Source organism: Vibrio sp. QJM3NY_35, assembly GCF_057785915.1.
On record NZ_CM173508.1, the window covers coordinates 1,392,987 to 1,407,034 of the forward strand.

At 44.3% G+C, this 14,048-nt stretch carries 12 protein-coding genes; 6 read left to right on the forward strand and 6 right to left on the reverse strand.

Annotation, left to right across the window (positions count from 1 at the left end):
- Positions 1 to 123 precede the first annotated feature (123 nt).
- From AC3CH3_RS21545 to AC3CH3_RS21560, 4 genes are all read right to left on the reverse strand, one after another.
- Positions 124 to 777 (reverse strand): hypothetical protein, encoded by a 654-nt coding sequence (locus AC3CH3_RS21545; protein ID WP_488538387.1) that lies wholly within the window; start codon positions 775 to 777, stop codon positions 124 to 126.
- Positions 770 to 1,309 carry a YaeQ family protein gene (locus AC3CH3_RS21550; protein ID WP_019822856.1) on the reverse strand — a complete coding sequence of 180 codons (540 nt, stop codon included), beginning with the start codon at positions 1,307 to 1,309 and terminating at the stop codon, positions 770 to 772. Before AC3CH3_RS21550 ends, AC3CH3_RS21545 begins: the two co-directional genes overlap by 8 nt.
- A gap of 117 nt (positions 1,310 to 1,426) precedes the next feature.
- Entirely contained in the window at positions 1,427 to 1,636 is a 210-nt protein-coding gene (locus AC3CH3_RS21555) for a cold-shock protein (RefSeq protein ID WP_010430417.1), read from the reverse strand.
- 494 nt (positions 1,637 to 2,130) lie between these two features.
- Positions 2,131 to 3,216, reverse strand: a complete 1,086-nt coding sequence (locus AC3CH3_RS21560; RefSeq protein ID WP_488538388.1) for a PQQ-dependent sugar dehydrogenase — start codon at positions 3,214 to 3,216, stop codon at positions 2,131 to 2,133.
- Positions 3,217 to 3,486: 270 nt separating this feature from the next.
- Between AC3CH3_RS21560 and AC3CH3_RS21565 the strand changes: the two genes are divergently transcribed.
- The gene (locus AC3CH3_RS21565) at positions 3,487 to 4,680 is read left to right on the forward strand and encodes a multidrug effflux MFS transporter (RefSeq protein ID WP_050644249.1); all 1,194 of its coding nucleotides are present in this window, start codon (positions 3,487 to 3,489) and stop codon (positions 4,678 to 4,680) included.
- Positions 4,681 to 4,817: 137 nt separating this feature from the next.
- Here AC3CH3_RS21565 and AC3CH3_RS21570 read toward each other — a convergent pair whose 3' ends face one another.
- Together AC3CH3_RS21570 and AC3CH3_RS21575 are read right to left on the reverse strand one after the other, a co-directional pair.
- The gene (locus tag AC3CH3_RS21570; RefSeq protein WP_050633000.1) at positions 4,818 to 5,603 is read right to left on the reverse strand and encodes an ABC transporter ATP-binding protein; all 786 of its coding nucleotides are present in this window, start codon (positions 5,601 to 5,603) and stop codon (positions 4,818 to 4,820) included.
- 77 nt (positions 5,604 to 5,680) lie between these two features.
- The gene (locus AC3CH3_RS21575) at positions 5,681 to 6,442 is read right to left on the reverse strand and encodes a siderophore ferric iron reductase (protein ID WP_488538389.1); all 762 of its coding nucleotides are present in this window, start codon (positions 6,440 to 6,442) and stop codon (positions 5,681 to 5,683) included.
- 220 nt (positions 6,443 to 6,662) lie between these two features.
- On the opposite strand from AC3CH3_RS21575, the gene AC3CH3_RS21580 reads away from it, so the two are divergent.
- From AC3CH3_RS21580 to AC3CH3_RS21600, 5 genes are all read left to right on the forward strand, one after another.
- Positions 6,663 to 7,571, forward strand: coding sequence for an AraC family transcriptional regulator (locus tag AC3CH3_RS21580; RefSeq protein WP_488538390.1), 909 nt, complete (start codon positions 6,663 to 6,665; stop codon positions 7,569 to 7,571).
- A 206-nt stretch (positions 7,572 to 7,777) separates the two neighbouring features.
- Positions 7,778 to 9,925, forward strand: a complete 2,148-nt coding sequence (locus AC3CH3_RS21585; protein WP_488538391.1) for a TonB-dependent siderophore receptor — start codon at positions 7,778 to 7,780, stop codon at positions 9,923 to 9,925.
- A gap of 91 nt (positions 9,926 to 10,016) precedes the next feature.
- A complete protein-coding gene (locus AC3CH3_RS21590) occupies positions 10,017 to 10,970 on the forward strand; it encodes an iron-siderophore ABC transporter substrate-binding protein (protein ID WP_488538392.1) in 954 nt (317 codons plus the stop codon).
- The gene (gene fhuB / locus AC3CH3_RS21595) at positions 10,970 to 12,964 is read left to right on the forward strand and encodes a Fe(3+)-hydroxamate ABC transporter permease FhuB (RefSeq protein WP_488538393.1); all 1,995 of its coding nucleotides are present in this window, start codon (positions 10,970 to 10,972) and stop codon (positions 12,962 to 12,964) included. The genes AC3CH3_RS21590 and fhuB overlap by 1 nt, the downstream gene beginning before the upstream one ends.
- Positions 12,965 to 13,232: 268 nt before the next feature.
- A complete protein-coding gene (locus tag AC3CH3_RS21600; protein WP_488538394.1) occupies positions 13,233 to 14,045 on the forward strand; it encodes a crotonase/enoyl-CoA hydratase family protein in 813 nt (270 codons plus the stop codon).
- Positions 14,046 to 14,048 lie beyond the last annotated feature (3 nt).

The window sequence follows — 14,048 nt, forward strand, 5'->3', positions numbered from 1 at the left end:
CCTAGAGTGAAGAATGATCGTAATAGGGAATCTGTTGCGGCCAAGCAGAAAAAGCACGCTCTATATCTTAACGTTTGTTGAAAGCATATAAAGCGTAACTAGAATCAATCGCTGGTGGAGTGCTTAAGAAAGATTAAACAGACGCTTTAAGTGGTGAACAATGCCGGATGGCTTGTTCTCGGCTTGATAGATGTTCAAACCATCATAAAAACTGGCCATGAACTCTACGCGAATCTCATCATCACTGCTTCTCGATATACGAGACAGTAGCGTAGCGGCCACAGCAGCATGATCATTGGCTAGGCTGTAATCCATTCCTAGTCGTCCTTGAATGAACAACCACAAATGCGTGACTAGTTTTAACTGTTGAGCGTTAGAGTTTTGAAACTTGTCGCTGTGCTCAGAGCCCACTGTATTATCGAATACATTTTGCATCGCCTCATTCGCTTCTTTATTGCTTTCAAAGCGATAGCTTGCATCGATATGTACTTTAGTTAGCAGGCCAAGCAACGTCTGACGTGCAGAGTTGTCCGGTTTGTTCTCACAGGCGTGTTTAAACAAAGCGTGGTTTTCATCAATAAATGACGATAGCTCTTTCTCGTAGCCTGTTGAGAGCGCTTTGACTGAATCTAAACCTGCTTCTTTTAAACACTGGTGAAGCTTGGTTCTAGCTTGTTGTTTGGCTTTGATTTCTAGCTGCGCGTCGGCTTGCTGCTTGGCTTTTTCTAGCTGGCTAGCTTCTGTTTGCGAACTCTTCGGGGTTGGACGCTCAGTCATTACTCTGTAGCTCTTCCCACGTTACTTCTGCAGATTGAGTATCGCTGTTAACGAAAGCAGAGTTACCCGACAGCATGACTGAAAGATCCATCGTACGTTGTGTCATCGCTGCTAGCTGCTCAATACCATCGTTGTCTAGACGAACGATCTGAGCTTTTAGGTAACCGAATTTACCTTTGTTCTGTTCCCACCAAACGTTTGATTTAGTGTTGAAGCTGAATACGCGTACTGATTTAGATAGGCGAGTTGCCTTCTTAACACGCTCTGGATCAGGTTCGCCTACATCAACCCATTCTAGGATTTGATCGTCTAACGACTTCTGCCATAAATCGGGTTCTTCAATGCTAGACAACCCTTTAGTGAACTCAAGTTCAGGAGATGCATTGATACAGAAAGCCATGATTCGAGCCATCATTCGCTGTTCTGTTTCAGAAGGGTGTTGTGCAACCGTTAGATTAAAAGAGTCGTAATAGTCGCGATTCATATCGGTTAAAGAGATACGAAACTTGTAGATTGTCGGTTTAAGAGCCATTGAGAGGGTGTCTTAGGTAGAAATAGTGAGGGGGAATATTACCTTAAATCTCTGAATAGCGGGTAAAAAAATAGCCAGCAGAGGCTGGCTATTTTTAGAAAGCTTTAAAATACTAAATTAAAGTACTTTGATGCTGTCAGCTTGTGGGCCTTTTTGACCTTGAGATACTACGAACTCAACTTTTTGGCCTTCAGCAAGAGTTTTGAAACCGTCGCCTGTGATTGCAGAGAAGTGTGCGAATACGTCTGGACCGTTTTCTTGTTGAATGAAGCCGAAGCCTTTAGTTTCGTTGAACCATTTTACTGTACCAGTAACTGTGTTAGACATGATGATATCCTAAAATTTAATTTTTATAGTGAGCCAATTGTGGCACTGATAGCGTGGAAAAGTTTATTGCTATTGCGTACAACACAACGGGGTTACTAGTAATCCAACGAAATGTTTATATACAAAGAACTTTCTTTCTAGCCGAGATGAAGTCTAAATCAAATCAGGGGATAGTCAATCGAATCCATAACGAAAGGTTGCAGAAACTAGGGGGCAGTCAAACTTTGCATTCCTTAAATATCATGGAGTTACAGTAGTATGGTGATTTGTTGTCGTTTTTGTGAAAAACGTGGGTGAAATTGATGACAAATTTGGAGTAACTACACTAGTTTTATACGTGTAGCTACTAAGTTGAGGGCGTTAAAATAACTACCACCAACGTCAGGTTTTCAAACTGCGAGTTCGGCACACGTTTCGCTAGATTGGAGTCTTACTAAATGGTAAATAAACGGACGCAACCATACCTTATAATGACGGTGTGATTGCGTATCGTGTTACTTCTTCAGGCGATATAGATTGCCATTATCAGTGCTGAAGAAGATGTCTCCGTTTGGTGAAGTTTCGATGTCTCTTACCCTTTCGCCTAAGTCCTCTAAAATGCGTTCTTCCTCTATTGCCTCACCTTGTTCATTGACTGTCACAATATTGATGTGAGTAAGTTTTAGTGCGCCAGCCAGCAGTTTGCCTTTCAGCTCTGGGTATTTGTCTCCTTGGTAAACAATCAAACTGCCCGGAGCGATTGAAGGAACATAGACTTTTTTAGGCGCTTCAATACCATCTTTGGTTTCAGATTCGCCAACGCTGATAGGGCCCCAATACTCTTTTCCGTGTGAGGTGACTGGCCACCCATAGTTGGCACCTGCTTTTATTAGGTTGATTTCATCACCTCCGCGCGGCCCGTGTTCAATAGACCAAAGCTTTTTACTGTGGAAGTCGTAAAAGAGCCCTTGTGGATTGCGATGACCAAAGCTCCAAATTTCATTGAGCACCTTGTTGTTATCCGTGAATGGATTATCGCTTGGTGTGCTTCCATCGGCATTCAGTCGTAATATTGAGCCAGCATGAGTCATGGTGTCTTGGCCGTTGTCTCGATCACCTCGATCGCCGATCGAAAAATACAGGTGGCTATCATCAAAGGTGATACGGCTACCAAAGTGACGTCCGGTGTCCGTTCTGGATTTAGATACAAACACGTCTGTCCAATTGGTGACTTCATTATTGTTGTAATTAGCAGAAGCCAGTGTTGTTACACCTTCACCATCGACGTCTTTACTATAAGTGACGTAGAACTTTCCGTTTTCAAAAGGAGATAGTGCGATATCCAATAATCCACCTTGGCCTTTCGCCCATACATTGGGCAGCCTGAAGAGTGTGTGTTGATCGCCTGTTTTTAAATCGACATGTTTAATGACGCCTGATTTTTCTGTGACTAGCATGGACTTATCGTTGACATAAGCCAGCCCCCAAGGGATCACGAGTCCGTCGGTGATCTCCTCTGCCTGCCACGCAAAGGCTGACGTTATAGGAACAGAGGCAAGCAGCGCCAAAGCACATGAAAAAATACGGTGATGAGTGTTCATTGAAGTCCCTTGATTATGAGCATCTAGTGTTAGTCTAGCGCTTGTGGCCGATAGGCGAAAAGCCGAGGTTGCTGAAAAGTGACTATTCACATATTTAGTTGAACGACTATTGTATGATTATACAAGCTCACGTATGTTTACTGTGCCTTACTCTATTTGACCCCGTCGGAGCATTATGAACAACTCGTCAGCAGCATTTTCGCTATTTTCTCAGTTTTTATGTTGTGAGTTAGATACGCACGATTTTTCTTCAAATGGACGTATTAAACGATGAGTCGTGGATTTGATTTTAAATCGATCTTACTAGCGTGTTTGGTCATCAGTATCGGTCAGCTCAGTATGGGCTTGGTGTTTCCTTCTTTACCTTGGATCGCAAAAGATTTTGATGTCTCGCTAGAGCAAGCTCAGCTTTTGGTGAGTGTGTATTTATTAGGCTTTGGTCCTTCCCAGTTTATTTATGGCCCTATTTCCGATGCTCTTGGGCGTAAGAAGGTACTGTTAAGCGGTTTGTTGATTGCGATGCTTGGCCTCTTGATGATCATCTTCTTCAGTCACTCGTTTACTAGCATGGTGATGGGGCGATTCCTGCAAGGCTTAGGAACCGGTTGTTGCGCGGTACTTGCTCGTGCGTCTACGCGAGACAGATTCAGTGGGGCAGATTTGCCATTAGCGATGTCTTACATTGCTATGGTTGCGTCTATTACACCTTTGATTGCTCCGGTTATCGGTGGATTCATTAACTTCCACTTCGGTTGGAGCATGGTGTTTATCTCGCTACTTGGCTATGTCTCATTAGCTTGGGTGGTGTTAGCGTTCAAATTTAAGGAAACCGTCACTCAGGTTTCGGCGATCCCTTCACCGAAGAAAATGGTTTCTCAATATAAGGAGTTACTCACTTCTCGTTATTTTATGAGCTTTGCGAGTATCGGTTGGCTTAACTTTAGCTTGATGATCACCACTGTTTCGGTGATGCCGTTTATCATGCAGAACCAGATTGGCATGACGTCAGATGAATACGCGATGTGGGCGGTGATTCCTGCATTAGGCATGCTTGGCGGAACAAGCTTATGTAACCGTATTCGCCCTATGTTGGGTAACAAGAAAACACTGTTATGCACGCCTGTGTTACACATATCTGCTGCGTTGTGGCTTTTCTTCTGTCCACTTGAACCTCTGTATCTCATGCTTGGTCAGTTCTTGATGATTCTTGGTAATGGTATTGCTTTACCTTGTGCTCAGGCGTTAGTGATGTTGCCTTATAAGAAGAACGCTGGCGCGGCTGCTGCGATGTCTGGCGGCGGGCAGATGGTGGTCTCTTCAATGGTGAGTATGGGGCTGGTTCAGTTAGGGTTAGGGGAAGCGTGGCATTTATCGCTCGTCATCATGCTGTTCACATTGATTACCCTGTTTAACATTTTGCGTGGTTTTAGTAGCCAAGAAGCGAGAGAGTCTCAGCTTAGTTAGTTGTTTAGTTAATTAGCTAGCTGCCTGGCTAGTAGAAACGAAAAGGCCATTGAAGTTCTACAATTTCAATGGCCTTTTTATGCTTAGAGCTTAGAGCTTAGAGCTTAGAGCTTAGAGTTTGGACTTAAATATCCGAACTATTCACAAACAACGGCTACCTTTTCGCTTGCTGCTGTCTTAGCGGGAACTGGATGATCGATCAGTCGGATAGGGGATTCATACAGTGCAGACAAAGCCTGTTCATCAAGCAACTTATCCGCGCTGCCTTCAAACGCAATCTGACCTTTTTTCAGGGCGACAATATGCGTCGCGTAACGAAGCGCTAGGTTCAAATCGTGCAAAATAACGATAACGCCAACGTCTTCATTTTTGTTCAGTTCAGACAATAAACTCATCAGTTGGAATTGGTGATGAACATCCAATGCAGAAGTCGGTTCATCAAGGATCAATACCGGTGACTGTTGAGCCAGCAACATGGAGACCCACGCTCGTTGACGTTCACCACCAGATAAGTCATCCGCTAATGCTTGTGAGAATTCAGTAACACCGGTTCTTTCCATTGCTTGCTGGATGATCGACTTATCTTCTGAATTCCAACGGCCAAGTGCGCCTCGCCAAGGAAAACGCCCTAAACGAACCAGCTCTTCGACAGTTAAGCCAGCAGAAGCTGGAAGTTTTTGCGGTAAATACGCAATCTTCTTGGCTAAGTCTTTGCTTTTTAGTGAAGAAAGAGAAGTGCCGTCCAGTTCAACGCTACCATGATCCGGTGACATCTGCCCTGATAGCAAATTAACGAGTGTAGATTTACCTGAACCATTATGGCCAAGAACGACAGTCAGTTCATTGGTCGGAATCGCAAGGTCTTCAATTGAGAGAATGGTTCGTTCATCACGAACAATTTTGATGTTTGAAAGCTGAAACATGTCAGTCCTGTGTCTAGACCAATAAAGCGAATCAATGAAATCAAATAAGCTTTATTGGCCTTTAAAAATAGAGGGTGTTATTGCGCTGCTTTTTTGTTATCGGGGTGTCTTGGACAATCGTCGCAATACTTTCTTGAATCGCACTTATAAACGAGGCAGCAACTGACTCTGATTAGCTTTAGCATACCTGAGTTTGCATCAACCTTCAGGCTGTCCAAATGACTTTCCGACAATTGGCATGCCGCTAACCAAAGCTTCGCTTGTTCAGTGATATAGTCGTTAGTTAGGCTTGGTTCGTGCTGCTGAAGCTTGATCAAACTACTTAACAGTAGATCAGCCAGTAAGTGGTTGGTAAACCCTGGACGAATGCGTGTCCACTCACTAATCTGGCTGCGATAAAACTCGGTCAGCGCAAGAATAGCTTCACCCGCCTGTGGAATCAGTTCTTCTGGTGAACCGTGTTGATGATCACCATTAAAGAAACGGTAGCCAGTGACAAACTCTTTATATCTAAACTGGCCGATGTTCTTAATATCCGGCAATGAGTGAAGGCCATAAATGGAAATGAAGGTCACATAGATGAGTTGCCAGCATACTAGATCCCACGTTCGGGTTAACCAATAGGCTTTGCCCGCTTCAGGGTGGTTTTGTGCGAGGCCATCGTAAACGCGTTTGATCTCTTTATGGCTATCGTCATTCGTTATTGCAATGCTCTTACTATGCAGAGCACCAAAGCTTCCGCTTAAATAAGGGGTAACTTGCTTTGAGTAAGCGAAAATTTTTTGATGTAGAGACGGCGCTCTCCTACGAGTGACAATATTGTGGAGCTGGGAAAGCATCTTAAACCATTAAATGAGAATCAGTTGCGTTATCATAGCGAACCTAATTAAGGATAACCATACAAAATGGAGCATCTACGTTGGGCTTTTGCTGTTTTGGTTAATTTATGAATTGTACGCGGCTTAGCCTTTTTTAAGTGATCAAAGCCTTTTTAAATGATAAAAGTATTGCTGAATCGAATATGTCGCTGCCAACTATAGAGAATATGAAAGCTTAAATATGAACACACCTGCATTTGGTCGTATCAGTCGCGTTTTGACCTATATCCATTCGAACCTTAGTTCTGCGCTATCTCTAGAAGATATTGCAAAGCAAAGCTGTTGGTCTCGCTGGCAACTGCAAAGAGTGTTTCAAGCCGAAACTGGGCTTACTGTGGCGAACTATGTGAGAGAGCTAAAACTGAGTCAAGCTGCCGAAGAGCTACTTGATGGAAGAGACCGGGTCATTGATGTTGCACTCGGGCTTGGATTCAACTCAGAAATTAGTTTTAGTCGTTCCTTTAAGCAGATGTTTGGGGCAAGCCCAAGCCAATATAGAAAAGCGGGTAAAAGAGTAGGGCTAAGGAAGCCGATACAAGTATCTGAAACCGTCAGTGCAGAAGAAAAAGGCGCTCTGAGTTTTGTTGAAGTTCGCATCGACGAAAAAGAGTCGTTTCTTGTTAAAGGCATGACATCAGAAATCAGTGGTTTGTTTTCACTCACGCAAGACTTCGCTCAGAAAGTCCCTCAGCTATGGTCACTTTTAGAAGGTGAGGTTGAGCTCCCTGACGACAACGTGCTCCAGTTCATTGGCGTGGTTGACCTGACTCAGTCTTGCTTTGACGGCACGAATATTCACTATTGGGCAGGAGTTGAGCTTCAGGAAGGAATTTCAATCCCGCAATTACCGAGTATTATCTCTGAAAGGTTAGAGGTACTGACGGTTCCTAAGCAAACTTATGCTGTAGTGAAGCACTGTGGTCCAATTGAGAATTTACGACACACCTTGAGTTGGTTTGTGCTGAATTGGATGCCAAGTTCAGGTTATCGTGGCGTTGATGGATATGAGCTTGAAGTGTATCCATTTGGCTATCAAGCTCATGCTGCTAATGCAGAAATGGAGTACTGGATCCCTATTATTAAATCGTAGTCATATTCCCGCTCACTCTCTTCTAGCAAAGCCTTCCTATCAATAGGGTCAATTGTCTTTTTAATCACCAATTGACCGTTTTCTACTAAAAATAGGTCAAGTTCTTTTTGAATTTGCACCAAATTGTTAATTATCCCACCTCTAGATACATACAGTGCAAATGAGATTTATTATTATTTATATTAAGCATTGGTACCGAGGGAATTATGACCACTCACACTCGTTTTAAGTATTCATCATTGGCAGTAGCGTTGCTGACTGCGTTCTCAGCGCAAGCATTAGCGGAAGAAACCGTTACTGCGGTAGATTCGAATGTAGAAACTGTCACTATTATGGGTAAAGCCTATCGTAATACAGCAACTAAATCGGCACTTGAGCCAGAAGAAACACCTCAAGGTATTACAGTCATTGATGAAGAACAGTTAGAGCAACGAGGTGTGAAGTCCCTCAATCAGGCACTTAGATATGCGCCGGGTGTTGTGACGGAGCAAAAGGGCGCATCAGTAACGATGTACGATACGTTCTCGATTCGTGGGTTTAGTAACAATCAGAGTTACTACGATGGCTTGATTCTGCCGTTCCTTACTGGATGGAACCTGCAACCTCAGATCGACCCTATTGCGATTCAGCAAGTTGAAGTGTTTAAAGGCCCTACGTCTGTGTTGTATGGATCGATGCCGCCGGGTGGTATGGTCAACATGATCGCGAAGGCACTGCAAGAAGACGGGTCGACAAAAGTGGGTGTATCTACAGGCTCAAGAAACTTGATGGAAGCGTCAATTGATACTTCAGGTCAGTTAGGTGACAGTGACTTTTCATATCGTTTAGTTGCACTCGCTCGTAAACAAGACAGCCAAGTTGATAACGCTGAAGAAGAGCGTTATGTGATTGCTCCATCGCTAGATTGGCAGGTATCTGATAGAACACTTATTAACTTCAATCTTTACTATCAGAATGATCCGTCAATGGGTACTAACTCTGCAATGCCGCTCGAAGTATTGAAGGCAAGTGATCCATCTGTGTCGATGGGCGACAAGAACTGGAGTACCTTTGAACGTGAAGTCTTGATGTTAGGTTACAAAATTAACCACCAAATCAATGACAACTGGACTTTCCTTCAGAACGCTCGTTATTCCGATGCGTCGCTATATCAAGAAAACACCTACCATCGCGGTACGAATTTTAACGCCGCAACTGGTAGCTTAATTCGAAATGTGTATAGCACGGATGAAGACTCTCAAAGCTTTGTTATCGATAACCAAGTTTCAGGCCGCGTCGAAATTAGTGGCTTAGAGCACAATTTACTATTCGGTGTCGACTATCTAAAGCTAACAGGTGACTCTTTGTACAAAGAGTTTGATGCAAACAGTAGTTTCGGTGATTTCAACGCATACAATCCAAATAACGACCTTTTGGATAAAAGTCAGCTTCAAGAGAATTACCGTGAATCCCACGACATTACTACCGAGCAGTTAGGATTATATTTCCAAGACCAAGTTCGCTATGACGCGCTGGTTTTACTTGCTGGTGGACGTTACGACATGTTCAAAGCGAGTGACGATAAAACGAGTATTTACCCAACAAGCGATGGCACAGAAAAAGCGGATCACAATCAGTTCTCTTACCGCGTAGGTGCTTTGTATGAGTTAGATAATGGCATCTCTCCATTTGTAAGTTACGCGACGAGTTTTGAACCAGCTGCTGGTACTGATATTAACGGTAATTCGTTGAAACCTCAGCTGGGTGAGCAAGTCGAACTAGGTGTGAAATACCTGTCTGCTGATATGGCACAGCAACTTACAGCATCATACTTTTACATTACTAAGAAAGATTCAATTGCTGCAGATCCATCGGATCCAACGTATCGCTCTAAGATTCAGTTAGGCGAAGTGCGTTCTCAAGGTGTCGAAGTCGAAGGCAGATGGTTTGTAACGGAAGATTGGGATGTTAATGCGAGCTATACGTATGTCGACATGGAAGTGACTGAAGATGCGAACCCAGATCTAGAAGGCACTACACCAATCTATGTACCGACACATGCTGCTAATCTATGGAGCAATTACTATGTCTATGGTGGTGCTTTATCAGGAACTCGCTTCAGTGCAGGTGCACGTTATATGGGTGAAATGGAGATGGATGCAACCAATACTCAAGGAAAAGTACCATCATATACGGTTGTCGATTTATCCGTGGGTTATGACTTAGGAGAGGCGAGCGACACATTATCTGGCGCAACCGCTAACTTGTTAGTGAATAACCTATTCAATGAAGAGTACTACACCTGTTACGACCAATCGAACTGCTGGTTTGGTGCTGAGCAATCTGTAGAGCTAAGCGTAAACTATGAATTCTAACTAGGTTAGGGTGATCAATTTTAAAGCAGCCTTCACTGGGCTGCTTTTGTTGTTTGAAGAAATATAGAATTTAGATTGAGTAGGCAACAGTATGAATTTACAACGAATAGCTTCCCATTTTTCTAAAGTAAAGTGCTTGAATGCAAAGCTGGTGGTATCCGTATTAGCGAGCGCTTTATCGTTTAATGCGATGGCGGATTTTCAAGTTGAAGACAGTGAGGGTGTTAAAACCCTTGAAGCTCAGCCTGTTAGAGTGGCTGCGCTGAACTGGGACATTGCAGAGCAAGTTATCGAACTCGGCGTTACGCCAGTCGCAGTGCCTGATATTGCAGGTTATAGCGATTGGGTTGTTCAACCTGCGATTCCAGAAGGCGTGGCGGACATTGGCACTCGAACTGAGCCTAATTTCTCTGCTTTGAAGAAGCTAAACCCTGATGTGATTCTTATCGCTTCTCCTCAGAAAGATCTTCAGGAACGACTTTCTGAAATTGCGCCCGTGCTTTACTACCAAACATACAGTGACCAGCACAGCAATGCAGCGGCTGCTATCGAGAACTTCAAGAAGATCGGACAGTTGCTCGGTAAAGAAGAACAAGCGAACCAAAAGCTGGCCGTAATGGATGAGCGTATCGCGGTTTTAAAAGCTGAGTTAGACAAAGCGTATCCGGGCGATAAACCGAAAGTCACTTCTTTCCGTTTTGCGAGCACCACATCGGTGTTCATTTACGGCGATAACTCTATTCCACAATACGCACTTGAACAGCTAGGCTTTGACAATGCGATGGATCTTCCTGCAAGTCAGTGGGGCATCAGTCAAAAACGCATGACCGAGCTTAAGAACGTGAAGAACGGTATTGCGCTTTACTTTGAACCTTTCCCATATCAAGACAAGCTAGACCGTTCTCCGGTTTGGAAGAGCATGCCTTTCGTTCGCAAGGGTCAATTTAGCCCAGTCGCGGCAAGTTGGAGTTACGGCGGTGCAATGTCGATTTTGTATAACGCAGAAGCCATGGCGAAATCGCTATTGACGGTAGCGGAGCAGTAATGAAATCCAGTGGTTTTATGATGGGGGCTGCGCTGTTTTGCGCTGCTCTTGTTCATTTGTGGTTAGGGCAGTCGGAATTTGGCCCTATTAGTGAGTTGCTCCAGCAAGTCTCACAGATCAGTGATATCACTACGTTCAACTCAATGGTCGATGATTCATTCGAGTTGATGGCGTTAGCCTATGTCAATTTACCTCGCTTGGTGATGGCGATCTTGGTCGGCGGAACACTTGGTACCATCGGCAGCTTGTTTCAACAACTGACACAGAATCGCATGATGTCTCCGTTAACTTTAGGCACATCATCAGGCGCTTGGCTTGGTCTGGTTATTATAAATGTGGTTGCGCCGATGTTGGTCGCTCAGTATTCAGTTTGGTTTGCTCTAATTGGTGCGCTGCTTGCGATGGGGCTGATTGTTTCGATTGTCGGAATCAAAAACATGAGCGGTTTGCCAATTGTATTGGCGGGTATGGCGGTCAACTTGTTGCTAGGGGCATTTGCGACAGCGATTATTCTGCTCAACGATCAGTACGCACAAAATCTGTTTGTGTGGGGAGCGGGCGACCTAGGACAGAATGGTTGGGAACAAGTGCTTTGGTTGATGCCTAAGCTGTTGCCGATTTTTGCCATATTCTTCTTAGCTCCGCGAGTTCTGACTTTGCTTTCCATCGGCACAGAAGGGGCAGCAGCGCGCGGGCTCAATATTGGCAACACATTCTTTGTATTGATGGTGGTTGGCGTTTGGTTGGTTTCAGTATCGATTACCTCAGTGGGCGTGATCAGCTTTATCGGCTTGATTGCTCCGAACATTGCTAGACATCTAGGTTTTCTAAAGGCGAAATCTGAACTCATCGCAAGCTGTGTATTAGGTGCGTTACTGCTGTGTGTCACTGATAGCTTGGCGATCTTCTTGGCGCAATGGTCTTTGGACATGATTCCAACAGGAACGGCAACTGCAGTGATTGGTGCTCCTGCATTGATTATTATTGCGAGAAAGCAATTATCGGCTCAAGATCAGCTGTTTTTCTCGATGCCTAAAGGTCCAAAGTCTATTTCACCTTTGGCTTACTTCTTGTTGGGGACGATGATCTTGGGGCTGTTGGCGTTGAGTACATTGTCTCAGCCTTCTTCTGATATGGGCTACTTTGTTATTCCAGACGCATTTGAATGGTCTATTCGTTGGCCGAGAATGTTAACCGCGATATTCGCTGGTGGCGGCTTAGCGGTGGCGGGTGTGATTTTACAAAGATTGGTCTACAACCCGCTCGCAAGCCCAGATATTCTTGGTGTGTCGGCGGGTGCAGTTCTGGCATTGATTTTCAGTAGCTTATTCATGGGCTATTCGATTCACTCACTAAGCCCGTGGGTTGCATTTTTAGGTAGTGCGATTGCACTTTGTTTATTGCTGTTTCTTGGCAAGAAGCATCAGTTTGCTCCGTCTATTCTAATTCTGACAGGTATCTCGCTGACCGCGGTATTGGAAGCTTTGGTGCAATTCTCTCTAACGCGAGTGGGTGAGGGGAAATACACTTTATTGGCTTGGTTAGCAGGGTCTACCTATCGTGTTGAACCTGAGTCAGCAATGATTATGGTCATAGTGATAACGGCTTGTATTGGTGTGGCTCTGCTGTTGAGTCGTTGGGTGACCTTAATAGCGACTGGACGTCAGTTCGCGAGTGCCAGAGGATTGAATATCAATATCGCTTACGTGGCATTGTTGTGTATTGTTGCGATCTTATGTTCGGTCGTGACAACCACCATGGGACCAGTCGCGTTTATCGGCTTGTTAGCTCCGCATATCGCTGCAATGATGGGGGCTCGTTTGGTTCGAGAGCAGATCATCTTGTCGTTTTTAATTGGTGCTGCACTCATGCTATTTGCAGACTGGTTAGGGCAAGTGGTGGTATTCCCAGCTCAACTCGCTGCAGGGACGTTAGTTTCCATTATTGGTGGTAGCTACTTCATCTTCTTGTTATTGAAATCTCGAAGAACATAGGTTCTCCCAAAACTGAGAGTCCTTGATTATCAAAGCTACTGGTATTCAAAGCTATTGGTATTCAAAACTACTGGCGATCAAAGCTATTGGCAAAAAAGCTATGAATGAAAAGCAGTGAATGGAGCGATCCATCACTGCTTTTTTATTTATGTCGTTTGTTTAAAGGGGCGGTGTTAAGCAACACAGGTCTCGCTTCTTAATGTGCAAGTTTGGCATATGTTAATAAAATGTATAATCTAAAGGTCTGACCACTTATAAGGTAGCCACCATGCCAAACCTCGATCGTATTACTTGTTCTATCGATGGAAACCAAATTGCGACGGTTGTGTTGAATCGACCCGATAAGCTCAATGCTATTGATATGGCGATGTTTGAAGCCGTTAATGACATGATAAGTGAGCTCAAGAAGAGCAGAGATATTCGAGCTGTTATTGTTAAAGGCAGTGGTTCCGATTTTTGTTCTGGTTTAGATGTTAAATCGTTATTGAACAGTAAAGTAGGGGCGATGAAGCTTTTGTTCAAATGGTTACCGACATTACCTAATGCTGCGCAGCACTTTTCGCTTGGTTGGCGAGAGATCCCATGTCCTGTCATTTTTGCGATTCATGGTCGTTGTTGGGGAGGCGGCCTTCAATTAGCCAGTGGTGGTGATTTTAGGATGGCCAGTCCAGACGCGACCTTCTCGATATTGGAAGCGAAATGGGGTTTGATTCCAGATATGGGAGGCGCCATCGCATTTCGAGAGTTAATGCGTAAAGATCACACCTTAGAAATGGCGATGACCGCTAAAGAGATCGACTGTGAAACAGCGAAAGACTATGGGCTGGTAACCAAGATTGCCGAAGACCCTTACGCTGAAGCTTATGCGTTGGCACTTGAGTGTGCGAATCGGTCGCCAGATGTCGTCGCTGCTAATAAGAAACTCTACAACAAGACTTGGTGGTCAAGCCCAGGCATGGCCGTGTTCTACGAGACCTGGTATCAGATAAAGGTAGGGTTAGGTAAGAACAGAGCAATTGCTGCTCAACGTGAAATTCATCGAGACAAGCCACGTCCATACGTCGCCAGAAAGTTTAAATAGCGT

Coding starts and splice junctions, on each gene's coding strand:
- AC3CH3_RS21545 (WP_488538387.1), bottom strand. CDS start 777: ATGACTGAGCGTCCAACCCCGAAGAGTTCGCAAACAGAAGCTAGCCAG.
- AC3CH3_RS21550 (WP_019822856.1), bottom strand. CDS start 1,309: ATGGCTCTTAAACCGACAATCTACAAGTTTCGTATCTCTTTAACCGAT.
- AC3CH3_RS21555 (WP_010430417.1), bottom strand. CDS start 1,636: ATGTCTAACACAGTTACTGGTACAGTAAAATGGTTCAACGAAACTAAA.
- AC3CH3_RS21560 (WP_488538388.1), bottom strand. CDS start 3,216: ATGAACACTCATCACCGTATTTTTTCATGTGCTTTGGCGCTGCTTGCC.
- AC3CH3_RS21565 (WP_050644249.1), top strand. CDS start 3,487: ATGAGTCGTGGATTTGATTTTAAATCGATCTTACTAGCGTGTTTGGTC.
- AC3CH3_RS21570 (WP_050633000.1), bottom strand. CDS start 5,603: ATGTTTCAGCTTTCAAACATCAAAATTGTTCGTGATGAACGAACCATT.
- AC3CH3_RS21575 (WP_488538389.1), bottom strand. CDS start 6,442: ATGCTTTCCCAGCTCCACAATATTGTCACTCGTAGGAGAGCGCCGTCT.
- AC3CH3_RS21580 (WP_488538390.1), top strand. CDS start 6,663: ATGAACACACCTGCATTTGGTCGTATCAGTCGCGTTTTGACCTATATC.
- AC3CH3_RS21585 (WP_488538391.1), top strand. CDS start 7,778: ATGACCACTCACACTCGTTTTAAGTATTCATCATTGGCAGTAGCGTTG.
- AC3CH3_RS21590 (WP_488538392.1), top strand. CDS start 10,017: ATGAATTTACAACGAATAGCTTCCCATTTTTCTAAAGTAAAGTGCTTG.
- fhuB (WP_488538393.1), top strand. CDS start 10,970: ATGAAATCCAGTGGTTTTATGATGGGGGCTGCGCTGTTTTGCGCTGCT.
- AC3CH3_RS21600 (WP_488538394.1), top strand. CDS start 13,233: ATGCCAAACCTCGATCGTATTACTTGTTCTATCGATGGAAACCAAATT.